Source organism: Citrobacter amalonaticus (assembly GCF_018323885.1).
GTDB classification, from domain to species: domain Bacteria; phylum Pseudomonadota; class Gammaproteobacteria; order Enterobacterales; family Enterobacteriaceae; genus Citrobacter_A; species Citrobacter_A amalonaticus.
Window position 1 is genome coordinate 3381519 of record NZ_AP024585.1, and the last position, 26153, is coordinate 3407671.

Consider the following 26153-nt stretch of genomic DNA (forward strand, 5'->3'; position numbering starts at 1 on the left):
CCTTTTCCAAAGAGATAACTAATCATATGAGATTTATATTTATAAGGCGAACACATTGTGACCAGATTCACCTTTCGACTGCGGAGCTTCCCTGATAATCCTCTGGCATACCATAAATACTCTCATCCGATCTTGTACGGAGTTCACAATGAACAATGTTCTGGGATTTCTTGAAGCAAAACTGATGCCGCTTGCGGCCAAAACGGCGCAGCAGCGTTACCTGGGCGCGATCCGCGGCGCTTATGTTTCCTTTATGCCGTTCATTATCGTCGGCTCCATTCTGCTGGTTATTTCCTCCTTTCCGAACCAGACCTATCAGCAATTTATGTCTGGCGCGTTTGGTGAAAGCTGGAGCAGTATTATCGAGATCCCGTTTAACGCGGTGTTCTCAACGATGTCACTGTTCATCAGTTTCCTGGTTGCCTACCGTCTGGCGGAACATTACGGTGAAGACCGTATCTCCTGCGGCATCCTGGCGCTGGTCTGCTTCCTGATCCTCACCCCGTTTATCAAAGTTGCGGATAACGGCGGCATCACCGTGATACCAGTAGAATGGATCGGCACTAAAGGGCTATTTGTGGCAATGATTGGCTCGTTGCTGTGGACGGAATTGTTCTGCTGGCTGAAACGCAAAAAACTGGTCATCAAGATGCCCGAAGGGGTTCCGCCTGCCGTGCAGGAATCATTTGCCGCGCTGATCCCCGCCCTGTTGGTAATGATCCTGGTGCTGATTATTCGCATCCTGTTTGAAAATACCCACTACCAGACAATTCACCGCTTTATCTATGAAGTGGTTGCGACGCCGGTTCGTCACTATGGCACCTCCTATTTTGGCGCGCTGATGACGGTTTTCAGCATCACGATTTTATGGTCGGTAGGGATTAACTCTGGCTCAATGATCAACGGCATTATCCGGCCACTGTGGATGGAGAACCAGACGGATAACATCGCCGCCATTCAGGCGGGCGTTACGCCACCGCATATTATCACCGAGCAGTTTTTTGACATGATCTGGATGGGGGGCGCTGGCGCAACCTTATCGCTGGTTATCGCAATGCTGATTTTTGCCCGCAGTAAAAACATGCGGGAAGTGGCCCGGCTGGGGGCTGGCGCATCGATTTTCAATATCAACGAACCCATTTTGTTCGGTCTGCCGGTCATCATGAACCCCATCATGCTAATACCGTTCAACCTGGTGCCTCTGGTGTTAGTCACCATCCAGTACGTCGCAATGAAAATTGGCGCTGTTGCCGTCACGACGGGCGTGTTTATTCCATGGACGCTGCCGCCGGTTATCAGTGGTTTTATCGTCACAGGCCATCTCAGCGGTAGCGTCATGCAGATCATCAATTTACTGATTGGCGCAATGCTCTATCTGCCATTTATGCGCATTGTCGATAAACAGTACCGCGCGGCGGAAGTCACCACGCTGGCACAAAATGAGAGTACACCCGTTAAACAGGAGTAAAACATGTGGGGAATTATCGCCACCTGGCGAATGGCGCTTGAAGGCGTTACTGAGTCCGCTTCCGCGCTGGCTGCAGGCCAAACAGCGGCCAGTGCGGTAGTCGATGCCGTTGCCGCAGTTGAGGACTTCCCATTATACAAGTCCGTTGGCTACGGCGGACTGCCAACCGAAAAGGGTGAGGTGGAACTGGATGCCGCATTCATGGATGGCGACACGCTGGCGTTCGGCGCCGTGGGCAATCTCGTGGATATCGCCAATCCGGTACGCGTTGCGCACGCCCTGAGTCGTCAACGGTATAACAGCCTGCTTGTCGGCCAGGGTGCCCGAGAATGGGCGTTAAGCCAGGGGTTTGCAGAAAAAACCATGCTTACCGACCGCGCCATCCAACACTATCGCAAACGCTGCCGCGAGACGCTGGATAAGGGACTGAGTCCTTATGACGGCCATGATACCGTCGGCATTATCGGACTGGACACACAAGGTTCGATGAGCGTGGCGACCTCCACCAGCGGTCTGTTTATGAAAAAACGCGGTCGTCTGGGAGATTCCCCGATTATTGGTTCCGGCTTCTACTGCGACAGTCAAATCGGCGCCGCGACCGCCACTGGCGTTGGCGAAGACCTGATGAAGGGGTGCACCAGCTACGAAATCGTTCGCCGTATGGCACAGGGCATGACGCCGCAGCAGGCTGCGGACTCCGTGGTTTTTGAACTGGAGGACAACCTGATGTCCCGCTTTGGCAGGGTGGGCGATTTATCCGTCGTGTGTATGAATCACCGGGGAGAATTTGGCGCGGCGACCAATATCAAAACCTTCTCGTTTACCGTTGCCACCGCCAGTCATCCACTCACCGTCTATCTCGCGGAACGTCGGCACGAAAAGACGTATTACCAGCCAGTCGATGAGGCGTGGATGCAGGCCTATGCGGCACGGATCCGTGCGCCAATAGAGGAAGAATAATGATGACATATCAGTTGATTCAGTCCCTTTCAGAGGCGCAACCCAACGCGCACCTGATTGCCCGTCCCACAAGCCAACAGTTACCAGACACCGCGCTGATAAACGAAATGCGTGCCACGGGTAACATGGCGGATACCTGTTTTGGCTGCGCCCCTTACAAACGCATCACCCTCATTCCATCAGCACTGTGGCAGGACAACCTGACCGACGGTTTGCTGAACGCATTACGTCCACTGTTCACCACGCCGGTCAGTTCTCACGTGATCATTGATGTTCGCGAAATACACGAAACCGTGCTGCTTCAGGTTCTGCGTTTTCTGTTCAATCAGGTACATCGCCTTGACGACCTGCAACTGAAAACTACAGACAACGCGACGATAAGACTCGACCACATAACGGCGCTTTGTTTACCCGAACAGCGGGAAGCGTTAGAGGAAATTTTCCGTCGGCAGCAGGCCATTGCCAACGGCATGGTCGCCGCCCGCCGCCTGGCGGATATGCCATCCGAGCAGTGTACGCCGCAGGTCGTTGTCGAAGAGGCCCAACGTCTATGCGCGGCTTACCCTGACCTGCGCTGCGAAGTGCTGGACGAACAGGCCATCGTAGCGCAAGGCCTTGGCTTGCTGCACGCCGTGGGGAAAGGCTCCAGCCGCCCGCCCCGCCTGCTGGCGATTCATTACGACGGCGTCAGCAGCGGCCCGGTGCGCAGCTATGTCGGGAAAGGCATCACTTTCGACACCGGCGGTTTGTGGCTGAAAGAAGGCGCGGGCATGTACACCATGAAGTACGACATGTGCGGCGCAGCCAACGTGCTTGGGCTGATGCTCAGTATTGCCGGGCTGGCGCTGCCGGTTCGAGTCATGGGCGTACTGGCGCTGGCGGAAAACGCCATTGGTCCCGACGCCATGCAACCGGGTAACGTAGCACGCGCCTGTAACGGGATGACGGTGGAGATCAACAACACCGACGCCGAAGGACGACTGGTACTTGCTGACGCCATTGCCTGGGCCAGCCAGCGCCACAAAGAGACTCGCTATATCATTGATTTAGCAACGCTGACCGGCGCCGTGGTGAAAGCGCTGGGCTATGAGCTGAGTGGATTGATGACCCAGGATAGCGCGCTGCGTGCGGCGTTAACCGTTGCCGGTGAGCAGAGCGGAGATAGAGTCTGGTCGCTGCCATTGGACGCTCACCTGAAAAAACAAACGGAGAGCGCGATTGCCGATCTGTGCAATACGCCGACTAACAACGCGGCAATCAGCGCATCGGCGGCCTGGCTGCTTCATCATTTTTGTCCGGCGACGATTCCATGGGCGCATCTCGACGTCAGCGGTACGGCGTTGTGGCGCGAAGGGGGAAGAAGCGTGGCATCGGGCAGACCGATTCCACTGCTGATGGAGCATTTACTTAACGATCTGGCAGTTGAGAAGTCCCCCTCTGAGTGAGGGCGTTTGTTTGGGTAATCAGGCCGGATAAGGCGACGTCGCCCTCCGGCATCCGCACCGTTCTGCCTGATGGTGCTACGCTTATCAGACCGACTGCGATGCGTAACCTTGTATTTCGACTAGAGCTTCAGAATTTCTTTCACGAACGGAATGGTCAATTTGCGCTGCGCGGAGATGGAGGCGTGATCAAGCTGATCGAGCGTCATAAACAGCGTGCGCATTTCTCTGTCGAGCCGTTTGAGCAAGAAGCGCCCCACGTCTTCCGGGAGTTCAAATCCGCGCAGTCGGGCGCGTAGCTGTAGCGCCTGCAGCTTATCTTCATCCGACAGCGGTTGCAGCTTGTAGATTTGCCCCCAATCCAGACGCGAGGCCAGATCGGGCAACCCCAGCTTTAACTGCCGTGGAGGACGATCGCCGGTGATCAGTAACCGCGTTTTTCCGGATTCCAGAATGCGGTTGTAGAGATCAAATATCGCCATCTCCCACTCTTCATCACCCGCGACACATTCAATATTGTCGATACAGACTAACGACAGGTGTTCCATCCCGTCGAGCACTTCCGGTACAAACCAGGTGCGCTTGTCCAGCGGCACATAGCCCACGGCATCACCACGCTGCGATAATTCAGCACAGGCAGCATGCAGCAAATGGCTGCGGCCGGCGCCTTCACGCGACCAGAGATAGATGTATCCGCTATGCTCCTGGCGCAGCACGTTTTGCAGTGCGGCCAGTAAAGAGGCGTTATCTCCCGGCCAGAAACTTGCAAACGTTTCGTCGTCAGGCAGATAAAGTGGCAAAGAGAGCTGTGCCGGTGTGTTCAGAGAGACCTCAACCCAGATTTCATTAAAATCGTGATGAGTTTACCACAGAATTCCGTCGCGTTAGAACCGGGCAGCATCACTGCCCGGATCCCATTTTACGGCTTCGGCGTATCCGCATCTTCCGCGTCCAGCACCACTTCTTCCGGGCGCAGGACAGAAATCAGCTTGAAGATCAGGCTCAGACCGATCCCAACGATCGTCGCCAGCGCCATTCCTTTCAGCTCCGCCGCGCCAATGTGCACTTTCGCGCCGCTGACGCCAATGATCAGAATGACAGAGGTCAGGATCAGGTTCTGCGCTTTGTTGTAATCCACTTTCGATTCAATCAGCACGCGAATACCGGATGCCCCGATCACCCCGTACAGCAGCAATGACACCCCACCCATCACCGGTAGCGGAATGATCTGGATCGCCGCCGCCAGTTTACCGACGCAGGACAGCAGAATCGCGAAAATCGCCGCGCCGCCAATTACCCAGGTACTGTAAACACGGGTGATTGCCATTACACCAATGTTCTCACCGTAGGTGGTGTTCGGCGTGGAGCCAAAGAAGCCAGAAATCACCGTCGACAAACCGTTGGCAAACATCGAGCGATGCAGACCCGGATCGCGAACCAGATCTTTTTTGACGATATTCGCCGTGACCACGAGGTGACCGACGTGTTCGGCAATCACCACCAGCGCCGCAGGCAGAATAGTCAAAATGGCGAACCACTCAAAGCGCGGCGTGTAGAAGGTCGGCAGCGCAAACCAGTGCGCCTCGGCAATCGGTGTGGTATCAACCACGCCCATCGCAAATGACAGTGCATAACCTGCCAGTACCCCAATCAGGATCGGGATAATCGCAAGGAAACCACGAAACAGCACCGAGCCAAACACGGTCACCGCCAGCGTCACCATCGAGATAATGATGGTCTTCGAATCCGCAGATTGTCCTTCCGCAGGCAGCAATCCAGCCATACCAGCGGCCACGCCTGCCAGTTCAAGACCGATGACGGCAACGATTGCGCCCATTGCCGCAGGAGGAAACATCACGTCCAGCCAGCCGGTTCCCGCTTTCTTGACAATGAAAGAAACCAGGCAGAACAGCACACCACACATGATGAAGCCGCCCAGCGCCACTTCGTATCCCAACGGCAACAGCAGCAGAACCGGTGAGATAAACGCGAAGCTTGAACCTAAATAGGCAGGAATTTTTCCTTTACAGATAAAGAGATACAGCAAGGTCCCGATCCCGTTGAACAACAGAACGGTAGCCGGGTTGATATGAAACAGAACTGGCACCAGCACGGTTGCGCCAAACATGGCGAACAGGTGTTGCAAACTAAGCGGGATTGTCTGTAAAAGTGGCGGTCTTTCACTCACCCCGATAGCACGGCGCGTCATAGTGTTTTCCTCTGAGTGTGTTTGTTATGAATCGTTGAGTTGTTTTATTCAAAAAAAAGCCGACTCTTAAAGTCGGCTATTTATCAGTTATTCACTTACTTCGTACCAAAAATCTTATCGCCGGCATCACCCAGCCCCGGAATAATGTATCCGTGCTCGTTCAGGCCCTGGTCGATCGACGCGGTGTAGAGTTCCACATCCGGATGCGCTTTTTCCAGCGCGGCGATCCCTTCCGGGGCCGCCACCAGCACCAGCACTTTGATGCTGCTGCAGCCCGCTTTTTTCAGCAGATCGATAGTGGCGATAACAGAACCCCCGGTTGCCAGCATCGGGTCGACGATCAGCGCCATGCGCTCGTCGATATTGGATACCAGCTTCTGGAAATACGGGACCGGCTCAAGCGTTTCTTCGTTGCGGTACATGCCGACCACGCTGATACGTGCGCTGGGTACGTTTTCCAGCACGCCTTCCATCATGCCCAGACCGGCACGCAGGATAGGTACAACGGTAATTTTTTTGCCTTTGATTTGATCCACTTCGACCGGACCATTCCAGCCTTCAATGGTTACTTTTTCGGTTTCCAGGCCCGCAGTCGCTTCGTAGGTCAGCAGACTGCCTACTTCCGAGGCGAGTTCACGAAAGCGTTTGGTGCTGATATCGTTCTCACGCATCAGACCCAGCTTGTGTTTGACGAGTGGGTGTTTGACTTCCACGATCTTCATACTCTTCTCCTTTCCTCAGACGAGTGGCAACCACAAAAAAAATCGCCGGATTATACCGCTTTTCCTCTCTGGCGCAATATAACGTATGCATGACCTGGATCAAGCAAAGTGGTATACGTTTGGGTGATGAGTATAAAATACGCCCCGCATTCTGTACGGGGCGTCGTATCAAGTGGCTGAAATCAGAGGGATTCGCCGTTGCTTTTTATCACCTGCTGATACCATGCGAATGATTTCTTACGGCTGCGCGCCAGTGTCCCACTGCCGTCATTATTTTTATCAACGTAGATAAACCCGTAACGCTTTTTCATCTCTCCCGTTCCCGCAGAGACCAGATCGATACATCCCCACGGCGTGTACCCCATGAGATCCACGCCATCCTCTTCCACCGCTTTTTTCATTTCACGAAGATGTGCCGCCATATACTCGATACGGTAGCTGTCATCCACGGTGCCGTCAGGCAACTGAACATCAATCGCACCAAACCCGTTCTCAACGATAAACAACGGCAACTGGTAGTGATCCCAGAACCAGTTCAGCGAATAGCGCAATCCCACCGGATCAATCTGCCAGCCCCAGTCCGATTTCTGTACGTAGGGATTGGAGACCAGACTTTTGCTCTCGTCATAATCGAGTTGCGGGTTATCGTCTGTCGCTTTGGTGACAAACGACATGTAATAGCTAAAACCGATGTAGTCGACGCAGCCTTCGGACAGAGCAACACGGTCTTCTTCCGTGATATCGAGGTCAAACTCACGGCGCGTAAAATAGTTGAGAATATGCTGCGGATATTTCCCCCGCACATGCACATCGGTAAACCAGTAGCGACGGTGCATGGCGTTCATCGCCATCATCATGTCGTTTGGCGCACAGGTCAGTGGGTAGATGGGGCACATGGCGATCATGCAGCCGATCTGCAATGCCGGGTTAATTTCTCGTGCCGCCTTCACCGCCAGCGCACTGGCCACCAGTTCATAGTGCGCCGCCTGGTACATTACCGGTTCACGATCTTCACCTGGCTGATACTTCAGGCCGGAGTTCGTGAACGGTGCAAAATCCTCATGGTAATTGGCCTGGTTGTTGATCTCATTGAAGGTCATCCAGTACTTCACTTTGCCCTGATAGCGGGTAAAGACGACCTTCGCAAAGCGGACAAAAAAGTCGATCAGCTTCCGGTTGCGCCAGCCGCCATACTCCGTCACCAGATGGTAGGGCATCTCGAAATGCGACAGGGTAATCACCGGTTCAATGCCGTACTTCAGGCATTCATCAAACAGATCGTCGTAAAATTGCAGTCCCGCCTCGTTTGGCTGCGTTTCATCCCCAAGTGGGAAAATGCGCGTCCAGGCAATGGACGTCCGGAAACATTTAAAGCCCATTTCCGCGAAAAGCTTAATGTCTTCTTTGTAGCGATGATAAAAATCGATCGCCTCGTGGTTAGGGTAGTTTTTGCCGGGCAGCACGCCATCGGTAATTTCTCGCGCCACGCCATGAGCGCCCGCCGTCATGACGTCAGCAACGCTGATCCCTTTTCCGCCTTCCTGCCAACCGCCCTCAAGCTGATGAGCGGCGACCGCCCCGCCCCACATGAAATTCGCGTTAAATCCAGACATAGTTTCCCTCGTTAATTTGCTATGACAAAACAGAAACCGGTTTCAGTATGATACTGAGCAATCCCGGCACTGCTTTCAAGGGTGAAACTGAACCCGGTTTCATTTTCGTGGTTCAGGTCATAAAAACACCGCGCCGCGGAGAAAATGCAGCAAATCTCGACAGATAAAAACGGATGCAACACAGGCTCGCAAACGTTTGCTTTCCCTGCTAGAATTGCGCCGAATTTTACTTTTACCGTAAGAAAACGTGGGGAACCAGGCAGTGACCGATAAAACCTCTCTTAGCTACAAAGATGCCGGTGTTGATATTGACGCGGGTAATGCTCTGGTGGATCGAATCAAAGGCGTAGTGAAGAAAACTCGCCGCCCGGAAGTGATGGGTGGTTTGGGTGGCTTCGGTGCGCTGTGCGCATTGCCGCAAAAATATCGTGAACCAGTGCTGGTTTCCGGTACTGATGGCGTCGGGACAAAACTGCGTCTGGCGATGGATCTGAAGCGTCACGATACCATCGGCATTGATCTCGTGGCGATGTGCGTCAACGACCTGGTCGTTCAGGGTGCTGAGCCGCTGTTTTTCCTCGACTACTACGCCACTGGCAAACTGGATGTGGATACCGCAGCCAGCGTGATTAACGGTATCGCCGAAGGCTGCCTGCAATCCGGCTGCGCGCTGGTCGGCGGGGAAACCGCTGAAATGCCGGGGATGTATCACGGTGAAGATTATGACGTCGCGGGTTTCTGCGTCGGCGTGGTCGAAAAATCAGACATCATTGACGGTTCCAAAGTGGCCGATGGCGATGTGTTGATTGCACTGGGTTCCAGCGGTCCGCACTCCAACGGTTACTCACTGGTACGTAAAATTGTTGAAGTCAGCGGCTGCGATCCAGAAACGACGGTTCTGGAAGGCAAACCGTTGGCCGACCACCTGCTGGCGCCGACCCGCATCTACGTGAAATCGATTCTGGAATTGATTGAAAAGGTTGATGTGCACGCTATCGCGCACCTGACCGGCGGCGGCTTCTGGGAAAACATTCCGCGCGTACTGCCGGACAACACGCAGGCGGTGATCGATGAATCCTCCTGGCAGTGGCCAGCTGTTTTTAACTGGCTGCAAAGCGCCGGTAACGTCAGCCAGCATGAAATGTATCGTACCTTTAACTGCGGCGTCGGCATGGTCATTGCTCTTCCGGCGGCAGAAGTAGACAACGCCCTTACCCTGCTGAAGGCAAAAGGTGAAAAAGCCTGGAAGCTCGGCGTCATCAAGGCTTCCGATTCCGCGCAGCGCGTGGTTATTGAATAATGAATATTGTGGTGCTTATTTCCGGTAACGGAAGCAATTTGCAGGCGATTATTGATGCCTGCAAAGAGAAGAAAATCAATGGCACCCTGCGGGCAGTATTCAGCAACAAGGCCGACGCGTTCGGCCTTGAGCGTGCCAGAAAAGCGGCAATCCCGGCCCATACGCTAACGGCGGATCAGTTTTCCAGCCGTGAAGCATTTGACCGCGAGCTGATCCTTGAGATCGACGCGTATGCGCCTGACGTTGTGGTGCTGGCCGGTTTTATGCGCATTCTGAGCCCGGCGTTCGTCGCGCACTATAACGGTCGACTGCTGAATATTCACCCTTCCCTGTTGCCCAAATATCCCGGTTTGCACACCCACCGTCAGGCGCTGGAAAACGGCGATGAGGAACACGGCACCTCGGTCCACTTTGTCACTGACGAGCTCGACGGCGGACCGGTCATTTTGCAGTCCAAAGTTCCGGTTTTTGAGGGCGATGACGAAGATGAAATCACCGCCCGCGTTCAGGTTCAGGAACACGCCATTTACCCGCTGGTCGTCAGTTGGTTTGTGGACGGACGGCTGAAAATGCGCGATAACGCCGCCTGGCTGGACGGTGTTCGCCTGCCGCCACAGGGCTACGCTGCCGACGAGTAAAAACGGTGCCGGATAACGGATGTCATCCCTTATCCGGCCAGCGCTTCTCTTCAGACCTCCAGTCCCCCTTCCCCTTTGCGATCAGACGGTTTATTGTCATATTTTTCTGGCACAGTTGGACATCTGAGCGCAATGCTCGCCATAATAATCAGGCAGTGTCCCGTGAATAAAACGGAGTATAAGTATTAATGGGTCAGGAAAAGCTTTATATCGAGAAAGAGCTCAGCTGGTTAGCGTTCAACGAACGTGTGCTCCAGGAAGCCGCGGATAAATCAAACCCGCTAATTGAACGGATGCGTTTCTTAGGCATCTATTCCAATAACCTGGATGAATTCTACAAAGTTCGCTTCGCAGAGCTCAAACGTCGCATCATCATCAGCGAAGAACAGGGTTCAAATTCACATTCTCGCCACCTGTTAGGCAAAATCCAGTCCCGCGTACTGAAAGCCGACCAGGAATTCGATGGCCTGTATAACGAACTGCTGCTGGAGATGGCGCGTAATCAGATCTTCCTGATCAACGAGCGTCAACTGTCAGTCAATCAGCAAAGCTGGCTGCGCCACTATTTCAAGCAGTATCTGCGCCAGCACATCACCCCAATTTTAATTAACCGCGAAACGGATCTGGTACAGTTCCTGAAGGATGACTACACCTATCTGGCAGTCGAAATTATTCGCGGCGACACCATTCGCTATGCGCTGCTGGAAATTCCGTCTGACAAGGTTCCACGCTTTGTGAATCTGCCGCCGGAAGCCCCGCGTCGCCGTAAACCAATGATCCTGCTGGATAACATTCTGCGCTACTGTCTGGACGACATCTTTAAGGGCTTCTTTGATTATGACGCACTGAATGCCTATTCCATGAAGATGACCCGTGACGCCGAGTACGATCTGGTGCACGAGATGGAATCCAGCCTGATGGAGCTGATGTCCTCCAGCCTGAAACAGCGTCTGACCGCCGAGCCGGTGCGTTTTGTTTATCAGCGCGACATGCCTAATGCACTGGTCGAAGTGCTGCGCGAGAAGCTGACGATTTCACGCTATGACTCTATCGTTCCCGGCGGGCGTTATCACAACTTCAAAGATTTCATTAACTTCCCTAATGTCGGCAAAGCCAATCTGGTGAATAAGCCGCTGCCGCGCTTACGCCATATCTGGTTTGATAAAGAGAAGTTCCGTAACGGATTTGACGCCATTCGTGAACGCGATGTGTTGCTTTACTATCCGTATCACACCTTTGAGCACGTTCTGGAACTGCTGCGCCAGGCCTCGTTTGACCCGAGCGTGCTGGCAATCAAAATCAACATCTACCGCGTGGCAAAAGACTCGCGGATCATCGACTCAATGATCCACGCCGCCCATAACGGTAAAAAAGTGACCGTTGTGGTGGAGTTACAGGCACGATTTGATGAAGAGGCCAACATTCACTGGGCGAAACGCCTGACGGAAGCGGGCGTGCATGTCATCTTCTCCGCGCCCGGCTTAAAAATTCACGCCAAGCTGTTCCTGATTTCGCGCAAAGAAGGCGAAGAGGTGGTGCGTTACGCCCATATCGGCACCGGTAACTTCAACGAAAAAACCGCGCGTCTGTATACCGACTATTCGCTGTTGACCGCCGACGCGCGGATCACTAACGAAGTCCGTCGGGTGTTCAATTTTATCGAGAACCCGTATCGCCCGGTGACGTTTGATTATCTGCTGGTCTCGCCGCAAAACTCGCGCCGCCTGCTGTATGAGATGATCGATCGTGAAATCGCCAACGCTCAACAGGGACTCCCCTCCGGCATCACACTGAAACTGAATAACCTGGTGGACAAAGGGCTGGTCGATCGGCTGTATGCCGCCTCCAGCTCAGGTGTACCGGTCAATCTGTTGATTCGTGGTATGTGCTCGCTTATTCCGAATCTGGAAGGTATCAGCGATAATATCCGCGTCATCAGTATTGTGGACCGTTATCTTGAGCATGACCGGGTGTATATCTTCGAAAACGGCGGCGATAAGCAGGTCTATCTCTCTTCCGCCGACTGGATGACGCGTAACATCGACTACCGCATTGAGGTGGCGACGCCGCTGCTTGATCCGCGCCTGAAGCAGCGGGTGCTGGATATTATTGACATCCTGTTCAGCGATACGGTAAAAGCCCGCTACATCGATAAAGAACTGAGTAATCGCTACGTGCCGCGTGGAAACCGCCGCAAAGTGCAGTCGCAACTGGCTATTTACGACTATATCAAATCACTCGAGCAATCTGACTAACGCTATGCCAATACATGATAAGACCCCACGACCGCAGGAGTTTGCGGCGGTCGACCTCGGTTCAAACAGTTTTCACATGGTGATTGCCCGTGTGGTGGATGGCGCCATGCAGATTATCGGTCGCCTGAAACAGCGCGTGCATCTGGCGGATGGTCTCGGCGAAGACAACATGCTGAGCGAAGAGGCAATGGAGCGCGGGCTAAGCTGCCTGTCACTGTTTGCTGAACGTCTTCAGGGGTTCGCCCCCTCCAGCGTGTGTATTGTCGGTACCCATACGCTTCGTCAGGCGCAAAACGCCACCGATTTTCTCAAACGAGCGGAAAAGGTTATCCCCTATCCGATCGAGATCATTTCCGGTAATGAAGAAGCGCGTCTGATCTTTATGGGCGTAGAACATACGCAACCGGAAAAAGGCCGCAAGCTGGTCATCGACATTGGCGGCGGCTCGACGGAGCTGGTCATTGGCGAAAACTTCGAACCGAAGCTGGTTGAAAGCCGTCGTATGGGTTGCGTCAGTTTTGCCCAGATCTATTTCCCCGGCGGCGTCATCAGCAAGGAAAACTTCCAGCGTGCCAGAATGGCGGCGGCGCAGAAGCTTGAAACCCTGACCTGGCAATTCCGTATTCAGGGCTGGAACGTTGCGCTGGGGGCCTCTGGCACCATCAAAGCCGCGCACGAAGTGCTCTTAGAAATGGGCGAGAAAGACGGGTTCATCACCCCAGAGCGTCTGGACCGACTGGTAACCGAACTGCTGCAACACCGCAGTTTCGAATCGCTAAGCCTGCCGGGGTTATCTGAAGAGCGAAAAGCGGTCTTTGTTCCAGGTCTGGCGATTTTATGCGGTGTCTTTGATGCGCTGGCGATCCGCGAGTTACGCCTTTCCGATGGCGCGCTGCGCGAAGGCGTGCTGTACGAAATGGAAGGTCGCTTTCGTCATCAGGATGTTCGCAGTCGCACCGCCAGCAGCCTGGCAAATCAGTACAATATCGACAGCGAACAGGCGCGACGCGTGCTGGAAACCACCATGCAGATGTATGAGCAGTGGCAGGCGCAGCAGCCTAAACTGGCGCATCCGCAGTTAGAAGCGCTGCTGAAATGGGCAGCGATGCTGCACGAGGTTGGACTGAACATTAATCACAGCGGTCTGCATCGCCACTCGGCGTATATCCTGCAAAACAGCGATTTGCCTGGTTTTAATCAGGAGCAGCAAACCATGATGGCGACGCTGGTTCGCTATCATCGTAAGGCGGTGAAGCTGGACGATCTCCCGCGCTTTACGCTGTTTAAGAAGAAGCAGTTCCTGCCGCTCATTCAGCTATTGCGTCTTGGCGTACTGCTGAACAACCAGCGCCAGGCCACGACCACACCGCCTACGCTGACGCTCATCACCGATGACAACCACTGGACCCTGCGTTTCCCTCACGACTGGTTCAGCCAGAACGCGCTGGTTTTGCTCGATCTGGAAAAAGAACAGCAATACTGGGAAGCGGTGACCGGCTGGCGTCTGAAAATTGAAGAAGAACGCTCACCGGAAATCGCCGCGTGAAGCACACTCAGGTGCCAGTCACTGGCACCTGCTCTTTCAGCGTGTCGCTTAACGGCTGCGGCACACCGATTAAATATCCCTGCATATAATCAATCCCCAGAGAGATCGCGGCATGGCGAATCTCCTCACTTTCGACAAATTCAGCGACCACCTGCATTTTCTTCATACGCGCCAGATGACAGATTGAGGCCACAATCTGATAGTCGAGGCTATTCGAAACGATATTGCGGATGAAACTACCGTCAATCTTCAGAATATTGGCGTTAACGTTTTTCAGCCTTGCATAACTGGCGTAACCCGTACCGAAGTCATCAATAGCGATTTGGCAGCCCAGTTGTTGCAGGTTTTGCAGCGTTGCCTCCGCCTGTCCGGCATTCATCAGCGCCTGACTTTCTGTCACTTCAAATATCAATTGCCAGGCTTCGATCTGGTATTTGCTCAGCAGTTTGCTGATATCCTGCGCAAACCTGGCCCGACAGACCGAGGACGCCGACAGGTTAAGCGCAAAGCGACGGGCAGGCATCTGCGCACGATTCTCCGCCATAAAGCGTAACGTGTGTTCGATAACCCAGAGATCAATTCTCGAGGAGAGACCAAACTCATGCGCGACGGGCAGGAAGGCATCAGGGTTGATCATGCCACCGTCATCATCCAGCAATCGCAGTAAAATCTCATGATAAACATCGCCGCGAAGCCCTTCGATTGGCTGCGCCATCAGACAAAAACGGTCATGCTCCAGCGCATGCTGTAACCGGTTCATCATTGCGACTTTGTCTCGCAGATTACGCTGCATGTTCATCGCACCACTACGCTCTAAATTTTCCGGCGTGTTGGTCATGATGGACAGCTCAGCCGTCGTGCTCAACTCCCCCAGCAACAGGTAAATGTGATTTACCGGGGAACGCACATAGCAATAGCTCATCCCCACCTGTGGCTGGAACGTCATGCCATCCCAGACAAACCGGAACGTCTTGATATGCTCATCCAGATCGTCAATGCGTTGCTGATGTGACTCTGTATTTAAGCGTAGCAGCAGGTCAGGCCCGGACATTTGGTAAACATGTTCATCAGGACCCAATTTTTCGGCAATCCAGTGGGAGAGCTGTTGCTTGTACTGGATACGCAGCATTATTCCGTAATTTTTCACGAGAAACTCGAGTTCAGGAACGCGCAGAAAGCACAACGCAGACCAGGGCGTATTTCTCAGCGCGCGGTTGAGCGCACGAAGATTGGGAAGATGGACAACCGGATCAAGAAACGCAAGCCGTCGGGCACGACTGCTCACAATCCGCTGACGCGTCGCCAGCACCGCCATGTAATTCACAATAAAAGAAAAAACCAGGAAACTGGAAGAGGTAATCGCCAGTTGTACATCGTAACCTGAATAATAGGGCGTATAGCTTCTGTAATTATGGATCGCAATAATTAAAACTGGCGCCCATAGCAGTGATATGAATCGATAGCCATAACGCATCGCTCCCCATAACATAACCGGGAGTAATAACGACATAGTATAGTTCGTGCTGAATATGGAACTATTTTCATTCAGTGGCATACAAAGCAAAGACATTAAAGCGGACAATACCAGCAACCAAATAATGATCTCTTTTTGCGAGGCCTTGGCATCAAACTGTAACTTTAATTGTGAATAATAGCCGCGTAAATGTAGCGGGTTACGAATAACGCGAATAATAAAGTAGAAGAGCGGTACACCAATCAAATTGCCCACCAGAATACCCTGGTAGTTTATTAATGCGTTGATGTTAAATGGTGTTCCCCCCATTAAGCTCAACTTGCTTTCATACAACCCCACAAAGGCTGCGAACTGGAAAAGCACCAGAAATAGCGTTGCGGCGCAAAAAACTTGCCAAAAAATGCGGGGGAAGACCAGCTGCGCGTCACCATGCGAGATGTTGTTACGTCGGGGCGTAAAAACACGGTAACCGCCCCAACTGAGCACGACAGCAATAAGAAAATGCGCAATAACAGGCAATGTTTCCGCCAGACCTACCTGCGGATATTTGCGAATAAAAACCGCCAGAACAATACCGGGTAAGGCCGCCCAACCGAAAAAAATCATCAGGCTCATCATGAGTGATAACGGTAAGTAGAAAAGGATGACATCCCCGGTGGCCACATGCGCATAGGTATTCGTATGGCTCACGAGCGGTAAAAACAGGGAAGGCAAAATCAGAGGCAGTCCCCACCACTTATCTCTGATTGCAATATAAGTTTTATTCAGTCGCATAGACGCTCAGCGGAACCCCTGGATCCTTAAGGGGTGAATCAGACAGGCATCCCACCTGACGTCAAAATTAAGATGAAAAACTCACCATACATGTCGCACAGATTTTAGTTATCAACGGGAAGTTATTTTTGACGTATATCAAATAATTCCGTCCCCATTAACCAATTATTACCTTTATTTCACGGTGTTATCATTCTCATATTATTAATGTAAATAATATCATTATTCTTCATAACAACGAGATATGATTCAACTGACGCAATTTTACATAATCAAGAATTGACCCGCCTGACACAGTGTGCCTTAATGTATCTATCGCCCGTATGGGCATCCCTTAAGGAACCTTTTGTGAGTCAGGCAACCAGTATGCGAAAACGACATCGATTTAACAGTCGCATGACCCGTATCGTATTGCTTATCAGCTTTATCTTCTTTTTTGGACGTTTTGTCTACTCTTCTATCGGCGCCTGGCATCATCATCAGGACAAAAAAGACGCGCAACAGTCTACTCTTTCTGTCGAAACGCCTGCTCAACGTTAATCCTGTTATTTCAGACAGACGCCATTTGGTCTTTTATACGCCCAAATAAAGCAAAAACCCCCTGTCTAAACAGAGGGTTTTGTCGATTATACGTCAGTGACGTGTGGGGATATTATTCCCACTCGATCGTAGCTGGCGGCTTACCGCTGATGTCATACACGACGCGGGAAATGCCGTTCACTTCGTTGATGATGCGGTTAGACACACGGCCCAGGAAGTCATACGGCAGGTGTGCCCAATGCGCGGTCATGAAGTCGATGGTTTCAACCGCACGCAGAGAAACCACCCAGTCGTATTTACGGCCATCGCCCATCACGCCAACAGAGCGAACCGGCAGGAACACGGTGAACGCCTGACTCACTTTGTTGTACAGGTCGGCTTTGTGCAGTTCTTCAATGAAGATAGCGTCCGCACGACGCAGCAGGTCGCAATATTCTTTCTTCACTTCACCCAGCACGCGCACGCCCAGACCTGGTCCCGGGAACGGGTGACGGTAGAGCATATCGTACGGCAGGCCCAGTTCCAGACCAATTTTACGCACTTCGTCTTTGAACAGCTCTTTCAGCGGCTCAACCAGGCCCATCTTCATCTCTTTAGGCAGACCACCTACGTTATGGTGAGATTTGATGACATGCGCTTTACCGGTCGCAGAAGCGGCAGATTCGATAACGTCAGGATAGATGGTGCCCTGCGCCAGCCATTTCACATCTTCCAGCTTCAGCGCTTCTTCGTCGAAGACTTCAACAAAAACGCGGCCAATGATCTTACGTTTCGCTTCCGGATCGTTCTCGCCTTTCAGCGCGGTCAGGAAACGATCTTCAGCCGGAACATGAACAATGTTCAGACCAAAGTGATCACCGAACATATCCATCACCTGCCCGGCTTCATTCAGACGCAGCAGACCATTATCGACGAAGACACAGGTCAGGTTTTTACCAATCGCACGGTGCAGCAGCATCGCCGTGACGGAAGAGTCCACGCCACCGGAAAGGCCGAGGATCACTTTGTCATCGCCAACCTGCTGGCGGATACGCTCAACGGCGTCGTCGATGATTTTTGCCGGCGTCCACAACGCTTCACACTGGCAGATATCGCGGACAAAACGCTCCAGCATACGCATCCCCTGACGGGTATGGGTCACTTCCGGGTGGAACTGAACGCCGTAGAAGCGTTTTTCTTCGTTCGCCATAATGGCAAACGGGCAGCTTTCGGTGCTGGCAACGGTGACGAAGTCGGACGGGATTGCCGTCACTTTATCGCCGTGGCTCATCCACACATCCAACAGCGGTTTGCCGTCAGCGGTCAGGGAGTCTTCGATACCGCGAACCAGCGCGCTATCGGTTACAACTTCAACCTGCGCGTAGCCGAATTCACGCTCAGTCGACCCTTCAACATGACCGCCCAACTGCATCGCCATCGTCTGCATGCCGTAGCACACGCCGAAGACCGGAACGCCGGCTTCGAAAACGTATTGCGGTGCACGTGGGCTGTTGTCTTCCGTGGTGCTTTCCGGGCCACCGGAAAGAATGATGCCGCTAGGATTAAACTCGCGAATCTGTGCTTCAGTTACATCCCACGCCCACAGTTCACAGTAAACGCCCAGTTCACGTACGCGACGTGCAACCAGTTGTGTGTACTGCGATCCGAAATCAAGGATGAGAATGCGATGCTTGTGAATATTGTCTGTCATTGACGCTAATTCCGAGGCAAGTGAAACAATAACAAAACGCCCGGTTAAAACCGGGCGCGGAAACTTATCAGGAGCCCATACGGTAATTCGGGGACTCTTTGGTGATGGTCACGTCGTGAACGTGGCTTTCCTGAATACCCGCACCACTGATACGTACGAATTCCGCTTTAGTACGCAATTCGTCGATAGTACCACAGCCGGTCAGCCCCATACAGGAGCGCAGGCCGCCCATCTGCTGGTGAATAATCTCTTTCAGGCGGCCTTTATAGGCAACGCGGCCTTCGATACCTTCCGGCACCAGTTTGTCTGCGGCGTTATCGCTCTGGAAGTAACGGTCAGAAGAACCTTTGGACATTGCGCCCAGAGAGCCCATACCGCGGTAGGATTTGTAGGAACGGCCCTGGTAAAGTTCGATTTCACCCGGGGATTCTTCCGTGCCCGCCAGCATGGAACCCACCATCACCGCGCTTGCACCAGCCGCGATAGCTTTGGCGATATCGCCAGAGAAACGGATACCGCCGTCAGCGATAACGGGAATCCCCATCCCTTCCAGCGCTTCAACAGCATCAGACACTGCGGTGATCTGCGGAACACCCACGCCAGTCACGATACGAGTGGTACAGATGGAACCAGGGCCAATACCCACTTTCACCGCGCTCACGCCCGCTTCCGCCAGGGCACGAGCCCCCGCGCCGGTCGCCACGTTACCGCCAATGATTTGCAGATCCGGGTATTTCGCACGGGTTTCACGAATGCGCTGTAAAACACCTTCAGAATGGCCGTGAGAAGAATCAATCAGCAGCACGTCAACACCTGCCGCGACCAGCGCATCAACACGCTCTTCGTTGCCAGCGCCTGCGCCAACCGCAGCGCCAACGCGCAGACGGCCATGCTCATCTTTACAGGAGTTCGGCTTACGTTCCGCTTTCTGGAAATCTTTTACGGTGATCATGCCGAGCAGATGGAAGCTGTCATCAACAACCAGCGCTTTCTCGACGCGTTTCTCGTGCATTTTTGCCAGCACGACGTCACGCGCTTCGCCTTCGCGAACGGTGACCAGACGCTCTTTCGGCGTCATGTAAACGCTGACCGGTTGGCTCAAATCGGTGACAAAACGCACGTCACGACCGGTGATGATCCCAACCAGCTCATTGTCTTCGGTCACGACAGGATAACCTGCAAAGCCATTGCGTTCAGTCAGTTCTTTCACTTCACGCAGGGTAGTCGTCGGCAGAACGGTTTGCGGGTCAGTTACTACGCCAGATTCATGTTTTTTCACGCGGCGGACTTCTTCTGCCTGACGCTCAATCGACATGTTTTTGTGGATAAAACCAATGCCACCTTCCTGTGCCAGTGCAATCGCGAGGCGCGCTTCAGTCACGGTATCCATCGCTGCGGAGAGCATAGGAATGTTCAGACGAATCGTTTTCGTCAACTGCGTGCTGAGGTCAGCAGTATTCGGCAGAACGGTGGAATGAGCGGGAACGAGGAGGACGTCGTCAAACGTCAAAGCTTCTTTAGCAATACGTAGCATGGGCAATATCTCTAACCTGGGGGTGGATAAATATTGCCGTGGCATTATACAGAGCGTAATCGGTTGCATCCACACTTTTTTGCAAATAATGCTTGCGCTCCTGCTCAGGCGGGTTACTATCGATTGAATAACCTGCTGATTTAGAATTTGATCCCGCTCACATGTTATCCTCTCAGACCTCCGCAATTTTTACTGTTAGCCGCCTTAATCAGACGGTTCGTCTGCTGTTAGAACAGGAAATGGGACAGGTCTGGATCAGCGGCGAGATTTCCAATTTCTCACAGCCGTCATCGGGGCACTGGTACTTCACGCTAAAAGATGACACGGCACAGGTTCGCTGTGCCATGTTCCGCAACAGCAATCGTCGGGTGACCTTTCGCCCCCAGCACGGCCAGCAGGTTTTGGTTCGCGCCAATATCACCCTGTACGAGCCGCGCGGCGACTATCAGATTATCGTCGAAAGCATGCAGCCTGCCGGTGAAGGTCTGCTCCAGCAAAAGTATGAACAGTTAAAAGCTAAACTGCAGGCTGAAGGGCTTTTTGATCAGCAGCATAAGCAGTCACTTCCCTCTCCCGCCCACTGCGTGGGGGTGATTACCTCGAAAACCGGGGCCGCACTGCACGATATTCTCCATGTTCTGAAACGTCGCGATCCCTCTTTACCGGTTATCATCTATCCGACCGCCGTCCAGGGTGACGACGCACCGGGGCAGATTGTCCGTGCAATCGAACTGGCGAATGCGCGCCAGGAGTGTGATGTCCTGATCGTCGGTCGCGGCGGCGGTTCGCTGGAAGATTTATGGAGTTTTAACGACGAGCGTGTCGCACGGGCTATTTTTGCCAGCGCGATTCCGGTAGTCAGCGCCGTCGGCCATGAAACGGACGTCACCATTGCCGATTTTATTGCCGACCTGCGTGCGCCGACGCCTTCGGCCGCCGCTGAAATGGTCAGCCGCAATCAGCAGGAGTTGCTGCGTCAGATCCTGTCTGCACAGCAGCGTCTCGGCATGGCGATGGATTACTTTCTGGCGAACCGCAGTCGTCGATTCACTCAGATTTATCATCGCCTGCAACAGCAACATCCGCAGTTGCGTCTCGCTCGTCAGCAGACGGCACTGGAGAGGTTGCATCAGCGTATGAACGTGGCCATCGACGGCCAGTTGAAGCGCACCAGCCAGCGGCAATCCCGTCTGCTGCAACGCCTGAACCAGCAAAGTCCGCAGCCACGCATTCATCGTGCGCAAACCCGCATTCAGCAACTGGAATATCGTCTGGTGGAGAATGTGCGTTCCCGTCTGAGCGCCACGCGGGAACGCTTTGGCAACGCAGTTACCCACCTGGAAGCGGTCAGCCCACTCTCGACCCTGGCGCGTGGTTACAGCGTCTCTACGGCCACCGACGGCAAAGTGCTGAAAAAAGTGACACAAGTGAAAGCCGGTGATGTGATGACGACCCGGCTGGAAGACGGCTGGGTAGAAAGTGAAGTCAAAAGCATAACGCCGGTGAAAAAACGCGCGCGAAAAAAAGCCTGACATCAGGCTAGCGTTCGCCTTCAGGTGAAATGAACAGCAATGCCCCCGACAGCCCAGAAAAAACAACCAGTGCCTCCGCCGCGCCAATCGCGCCATAAAGCTGACCAAATGTCACAGAGCCAACAATTTGCCCAACGGCCAGCATCAGGAAAGCCAGACTGACACCCGCCGCCGGTGAAGGCTCCGCCAGCGCGGCGCCCCGCACCAACAGCACACCGGATAAAATGACATATCCCGCCCCGTTTAGCGCCGCGACCGGAAACAACCACCAGGCGAAACCGTGGCTTAGCGCCAGGGACACTAGCGAAACCGCCATAAACACCAGCGAGCAACAGTAAACCCCGCGCATACCGATACGCTTTGCCGCACTTCCGGTAAATACAGCGGCAATTCCTGCACCACCGCTGACCAGCCACAGCATATGGGTGATGGCACTGTCCAGCCCGGTATGGCGCTGCAGCAATTCGGGGCCAAAACTCCACCATGCCGCGCTGGCGACACCGCTAACAAAGGCTATCACCAGCAGGCGAAACATCCCCGATTTCGCAAGGACAACGCGCCAGCGCGGCGGCGCTCGGAGTTGTTCCGCGTGTTCCCCAGGCAACGTACGCAGAGCGGCAAACAGACAGAGTAGCGCCATGACTGCAAAGACGATGCATGCCATGCGCCAGTTACCCGACATAACCCGTAACACCAGAACCGACAGGATGATCCCCCCACTCGTTCCGGCGTTGATAAGGGTATTTACCTGGGTTTGCCGTTCCGCAGAGATTCGCTTACTCACCGCTGCGGCAAGGGACGGTGAGGCCAGCCCGGAGCTGAGCCCGGCGATAAAAAGACCTGTCGCCAGAATAAGAGGGGAATACGCCAACGCCAGGATAACTAATCCAATTGCTGCGGAGATTCCCGCCAGAACGGCCGGGAGTCGTGGACCAAAGCGATCCGTCAGAAAGGAGGCCAAAAAAACGGATAAACAGTAGGCAACATAGCTGCAGGCCGCAATAATCCCGGCAACTTCTGGCGTGAAGGGAATCGCCTGACGGATATCAGGCAGCATGATTCCCCATGAAAATCGCGCCATTCCGTAAGTCACAGCAATCAGTGAGAAACCCGTCATCCCCAACGCGACATGTTTATTCATTGTTCCCCTCACCTTATGCGTCGTTAAAAACGTAAACCCTGATAGTCAGTTGCGCCACTTTCAGCAGCGCTGATTTGTCCGACTTTCCTGCAGGTTTGCTTCTATGATTTACACTTAACATGCTTACTTTTTCGGCATTGCCAGACTCAGGAGAGCCTTATGTCCCATGCTTACAGTGTGATCCCGCCCTATATCCTGCGACGCATTATTGAAAGCGGTTCGGCGATGCAGCAACAGTGCGCACGCCAGACGCTGACTCATGTACAAACCCTGATGGCGCACATGCCCGGAAAACCAGCGGCGCCGCATGTGAATCAACCCGGTCAACTTGAACGTGATATCTACGATGCGAAAAACAGGCAGGAATTACCCGGCACGCAGGTGCGCTATGAAGGCCATCCCTCAAACGGGGATGTTGCAGTGGACGAAGCCTATGATTACCTCGGTGTCACGCATGACTTTTTCTGGAAAAACTGGCGCCGCGACTCGCTGGATAACAAAGGCTTAATTCTCACCGGGACCGTGCATTACGGGCATGAATACCAGAATGCGTTCTGGAACGGTCAGCAGATGGTCTTTGGCGACGGCGATGGTGAGATATTTAATCGATTTACGATTGCCATTGATGTCGTGGCTCATGAGCTGGCACACGGGATTACCGAATCAGAAGCAGGGTTGATTTACTTTGAACAGGCCGGGGCGCTCAACGAATCGGTTTCCGATGTATTTGGTGCGTTGGTTAAACAGTATCATCTCAAACAAACCGCCGATCAGGCTGACTGGCTTATCGGGCAAGGATTGCTGGCGGACAGCATTAATGGCAAGGGATTGCGCTCCATGTCAGCACCGGGCACAGCCTATGACGACCCGTTGCTTGGGAAAGACCCACAACCTGCGCATATGCGGGACTTTATTAAGACACGCGAAGACAATGGCGGTGTTCATCTTAACTCTGGCATCCCGAACCGGGCGTTTTATCTGGCAGCCACCGCGCTCGGCGGCTACGCATGGGAAAAAGCAGGTTATGCCTGGTATGATACGGTTTGCGATCGACAACTGGCGCAGGATGCAGACTTCATTGATTTTGCCCGCTTAACCGTTTATCACGGCGACAAGCGCAGCGGCGCGGAAACGGCGAAGGCGATAGAAGCGGCCTGGAAAGCCACAGGAGTGATGTGAATGGAGATCCCAGAATTAACTGATGACGCCGTGGTAGAACTGGCCCGGGAAGGTGGCGTCGCGTTTATGCCCAAACTGGCACGGCAGCGCAAAATTGCGCTGTCGACCTTATCGACTGTTCAGCGTCAGCGCGTGGCCGACATTCTCCGGCAGAGCCTGACCGTCGGTATGCCTCCGGGACAGACGGGATCGCCGGGTCGCGGCGACCAGCGCTACTTTCGCATACAGATCATCTGGACACAGCATAATCAGGCAGGCGTTACCGACATCATCGTACTGGTACCGGAAAACGATGCGCCAGCCTCACTGGTCGATCTTTGGCAAAAGGGCGAAGCCTGTATCTGCGATTAATCCTGCGACAGCACAAACTCAACGCGTTTTTTCGAAATCAGTCCGTGACCGTTGTGACAGAAATAATCGACTGCGCCGCAGGCTTTTAAAACCTGGAGCGGCTGATGACAGTCCGGGCAACGCGCTTCTACGCTAAAGTCTGTCTGACAGGTTTCACAATGTGCGTTATCGCCATGACGATCGAGCGGATGCTGACAAACGGGACAAATGAGTTCCACACTTTCTCCTCATATTCCTGTTGATGGCGCCCTCCCCGCCGGGAGAGGGCGTAATGAATTATTTGCTTTTTTTGATGTGCTTAATCAGACGTTTACGCTTGCGCATCTGAGTCGGGGTCAGCGTATTGCGCTTGTTGGCATACGGGTTCTCGCCCTCTTTAAACTGAATACGGATCGGCGTCCCCATCACTTCCAGCGATTTACGGAAGTAGTTCATCAGGTAGCGCTTATAGGAATCCGGCAGGTCTTTGACCTGGTTACCGTGAATCACCACAATCGGCGGGTTATAGCCCCCCGCATGAGCATATTTCAGTTTCACGCGACGACCACGGACCAGCGGTGGCTGATGATCTTCAACCGCCATCGTCATGATTCGGGTCAACATCGCCGTGCTAACGCGACGGGTGGAGCTGTCATAGGCTTCGCGGACGGATTCAAACAGGTTGCCGACACCGCTGCCATGCAACGCAGAGATAAAATGCACACGCGCAAAATCGATAAAGCCCAGACGGAAGTCCAGCGTCTCTTTCACCTGCTCTTTCACTTCCTGAGTCAGGCCATCCCACTTGTTCACTACGATGACAAGTGAGCGCCCACTATTGAGGATAAAGCCCAGCAGCGACAAATCCTGGTCAGAGATACCTTCGCGGGCATCAATCACCAGCAACACCACGTTAGCGTCCTCTATCGCCTGCAACGTCTTGATAACGGAGAATTTTTCTACCGCATCGGTGATTTTCCCGCGTTTACGTACCCCGGCGGTATCGATCAGCACGTATTCGCGCTCATCACGTTCCATCGGGATATAAATACTGTCACGCGTGGTGCCCGGCATATCATAAACGACCACGCGGTCTTCACCCAGAATACGGTTAGTCAGTGTGGACTTACCGACGTTCGGACGACCGACAATCGCCAGCTTAATCGGCAGATCCTGCGGATTGAAGTCATCTTCAGGCTCTTCTTCACCGTTCTCGTCAGCTTCAAACTGTGCCCAGTATTCGGCGTCTTCGTCCACCTCTTCCTGCGGCGCGGCATCGTCCATCCACGGCAGCAGAACGTGTTCCAGCAGACTGAGCACGCCACGGCCATGAGACGCGGCGATCGGATGGATTTCACCCAGGCCCAGCGAGTAGAAATCAACGATAGCCTGATCCGGATCGAGTCCGTCCGTTTTGTTGGCGACCAGGAACGTCGGTTTTTCACGAGAGCGTAAATGCTGGGCGATCGCTTCATCGGCAGGCATCAGGCCAGCGCGCGCATCCACCATGAACAGCACCACATCCGCCTCTTCAATTGCCAGTAGCGACTGTTCCGCCATACGGGTTTCTACGCCATCTTCGGTGCCATCAATCCCGCCGGTATCGATGCAGATAAACTCACGGCCTTCAATCTCCGCACGACCGTACTTACGGTCACGAGTCAGACCCGGGAAATCCGCCACCAGCGCATCTCGGGTGCGAGTTAGACGGTTAAATAACGTGGATTTTCCGACGTTAGGGCGCCCGACAAGCGCGACCACAGGTACCATGTTTAAAGCCTCATTTTAAAAATCATCAGACAACAG

At 53.5% G+C, this 26153-nt stretch carries 21 protein-coding genes; 11 read left to right on the plus strand and 10 right to left on the minus strand.

Features of this window, described 5'->3' with window-relative positions; genetic code table 11:
* The first annotated feature begins 148 nt into the window (after positions 1-148).
* Genes celB through KI228_RS16120 form a run of 3 tightly spaced genes read left to right on the plus strand, consistent with a single transcriptional unit; the run spans position 149 to position 3873 of the window.
* Entirely contained in the window at positions 149-1468 is a 1320-nt protein-coding gene (celB, locus tag KI228_RS16110; protein ID WP_212807502.1) for a PTS cellobiose transporter subunit IIC, read from the plus strand.
* Between the two features lie 3 nt (positions 1469-1471).
* Positions 1472-2428 carry a glycosylasparaginase gene (locus KI228_RS16115; protein ID WP_042999853.1) on the plus strand — a complete coding sequence of 319 codons (957 nt, stop codon included), beginning with the start codon at positions 1472-1474 and terminating at the stop codon, positions 2426-2428.
* Positions 2428-3873: a leucyl aminopeptidase family protein gene (locus KI228_RS16120; RefSeq protein ID WP_061069785.1), complete on the plus strand. Its 1446-nt coding sequence runs from the start codon at positions 2428-2430 to the stop codon at positions 3871-3873. Before KI228_RS16115 ends, KI228_RS16120 begins: the two co-directional genes overlap by 1 nt.
* 119 nt (positions 3874-3992) lie before the next feature.
* Here KI228_RS16120 and KI228_RS16125 read toward each other — a convergent pair whose 3' ends face one another.
* The 4 genes from KI228_RS16125 to KI228_RS16140 all read right to left on the minus strand — a co-directional run bounded on the left by KI228_RS16125 (position 3993) and on the right by KI228_RS16140 (position 8414).
* Positions 3993-4694 (minus strand): DnaA inactivator Hda, encoded by a 702-nt coding sequence (locus KI228_RS16125; protein WP_061069784.1) that lies wholly within the window; start codon positions 4692-4694, stop codon positions 3993-3995.
* A gap of 95 nt (positions 4695-4789) precedes the next feature.
* A complete protein-coding gene (uraA, locus tag KI228_RS16130; protein ID WP_042999850.1) occupies positions 4790-6079 on the minus strand; it encodes a uracil permease in 1290 nt (429 codons plus the stop codon).
* A gap of 95 nt (positions 6080-6174) precedes the next feature.
* Positions 6175-6801, minus strand: coding sequence for a uracil phosphoribosyltransferase (gene upp / locus KI228_RS16135; protein WP_003037929.1), 627 nt, complete (start codon positions 6799-6801; stop codon positions 6175-6177).
* Positions 6802-6983: 182 nt separating this feature from the next.
* Positions 6984-8414 (minus strand): 6-phospho-beta-glucosidase, encoded by a 1431-nt coding sequence (locus KI228_RS16140; RefSeq protein WP_042999849.1) that lies wholly within the window; start codon positions 8412-8414, stop codon positions 6984-6986.
* 262 nt (positions 8415-8676) lie between these two features.
* Between KI228_RS16140 and purM the strand changes: the two genes are divergently transcribed.
* The 4 genes from purM to ppx all read left to right on the plus strand — a co-directional run bounded on the left by purM (position 8677) and on the right by ppx (position 14153).
* Positions 8677-9714, plus strand: coding sequence for a phosphoribosylformylglycinamidine cyclo-ligase (gene purM, locus KI228_RS16145; protein ID WP_044256983.1), 1038 nt, complete (start codon positions 8677-8679; stop codon positions 9712-9714).
* The gene (purN, locus tag KI228_RS16150; RefSeq protein WP_044328044.1) at positions 9711-10352 is read left to right on the plus strand and encodes a phosphoribosylglycinamide formyltransferase; all 642 of its coding nucleotides are present in this window, start codon (positions 9711-9713) and stop codon (positions 10350-10352) included. Before purM ends, purN begins: the two co-directional genes overlap by 4 nt.
* Positions 10353-10540: 188 nt before the next feature.
* On the plus strand, positions 10541-12607 hold the full coding sequence (gene ppk1 / locus KI228_RS16155) for a polyphosphate kinase 1 (protein WP_042999847.1): 2067 nt from the start codon (positions 10541-10543) through the stop codon (positions 12605-12607).
* Positions 12608-12611: 4 nt separating this feature from the next.
* Complete coding sequence (ppx, locus tag KI228_RS16160; RefSeq protein WP_044328043.1) at positions 12612-14153, plus strand: exopolyphosphatase; 1542 nt, start codon at positions 12612-12614, stop codon at positions 14151-14153.
* A gap of 7 nt (positions 14154-14160) precedes the next feature.
* Here ppx and KI228_RS16165 read toward each other — a convergent pair whose 3' ends face one another.
* Positions 14161-16401, minus strand: a complete 2241-nt coding sequence (locus KI228_RS16165) for a bifunctional diguanylate cyclase/phosphodiesterase (protein WP_212807504.1) — start codon at positions 16399-16401, stop codon at positions 14161-14163.
* A gap of 348 nt (positions 16402-16749) precedes the next feature.
* Between KI228_RS16165 and KI228_RS16170 the strand changes: the two genes are divergently transcribed.
* The gene (locus KI228_RS16170) at positions 16750-16941 is read left to right on the plus strand and encodes a YfgG family protein (RefSeq protein ID WP_042999844.1); all 192 of its coding nucleotides are present in this window, start codon (positions 16750-16752) and stop codon (positions 16939-16941) included.
* Between the two features lie 112 nt (positions 16942-17053).
* Here the strand turns inward: KI228_RS16170 and guaA are convergent, their stop codons facing one another.
* Complete coding sequence (guaA, locus tag KI228_RS16175; RefSeq protein ID WP_044264876.1) at positions 17054-18631, minus strand: glutamine-hydrolyzing GMP synthase; 1578 nt, start codon at positions 18629-18631, stop codon at positions 17054-17056.
* Positions 18632-18698: 67 nt separating this feature from the next.
* Complete coding sequence (gene guaB / locus KI228_RS16180) at positions 18699-20165, minus strand: IMP dehydrogenase (RefSeq protein ID WP_042999842.1); 1467 nt, start codon at positions 20163-20165, stop codon at positions 18699-18701.
* Between the two features lie 161 nt (positions 20166-20326).
* On the opposite strand from guaB, the gene xseA reads away from it, so the two are divergent.
* Positions 20327-21697 carry an exodeoxyribonuclease VII large subunit gene (xseA, locus tag KI228_RS16185; RefSeq protein ID WP_061069782.1) on the plus strand — a complete coding sequence of 457 codons (1371 nt, stop codon included), beginning with the start codon at positions 20327-20329 and terminating at the stop codon, positions 21695-21697.
* Positions 21698-21704: 7 nt separating this feature from the next.
* On the opposite strand, the gene KI228_RS16190 is transcribed toward xseA, so the two are convergent.
* The gene (locus tag KI228_RS16190) at positions 21705-22838 is read right to left on the minus strand and encodes an MFS transporter (protein ID WP_141227623.1); all 1134 of its coding nucleotides are present in this window, start codon (positions 22836-22838) and stop codon (positions 21705-21707) included.
* Between the two features lie 159 nt (positions 22839-22997).
* Between KI228_RS16190 and KI228_RS16195 the strand changes: the two genes are divergently transcribed.
* A complete protein-coding gene (locus tag KI228_RS16195) occupies positions 22998-24017 on the plus strand; it encodes a M4 family metallopeptidase (protein ID WP_044253068.1) in 1020 nt (339 codons plus the stop codon).
* Entirely contained in the window at positions 24018-24368 is a 351-nt protein-coding gene (locus KI228_RS16200) for a protealysin inhibitor emfourin (RefSeq protein ID WP_042999838.1), read from the plus strand.
* Here the strand turns inward: KI228_RS16200 and KI228_RS16205 are convergent.
* Positions 24365-24586 carry a zinc ribbon domain-containing protein gene (locus tag KI228_RS16205; protein ID WP_042999837.1) on the minus strand — a complete coding sequence of 74 codons (222 nt, stop codon included), beginning with the start codon at positions 24584-24586 and terminating at the stop codon, positions 24365-24367. The genes KI228_RS16200 and KI228_RS16205 overlap by 4 nt on opposite strands.
* Positions 24587-24644: 58 nt before the next feature.
* On the minus strand, positions 24645-26117 hold the full coding sequence (der, locus tag KI228_RS16210; RefSeq protein ID WP_042999836.1) for a ribosome biogenesis GTPase Der: 1473 nt from the start codon (positions 26115-26117) through the stop codon (positions 24645-24647).
* Positions 26118-26153: the final 36 nt, after the last annotated feature.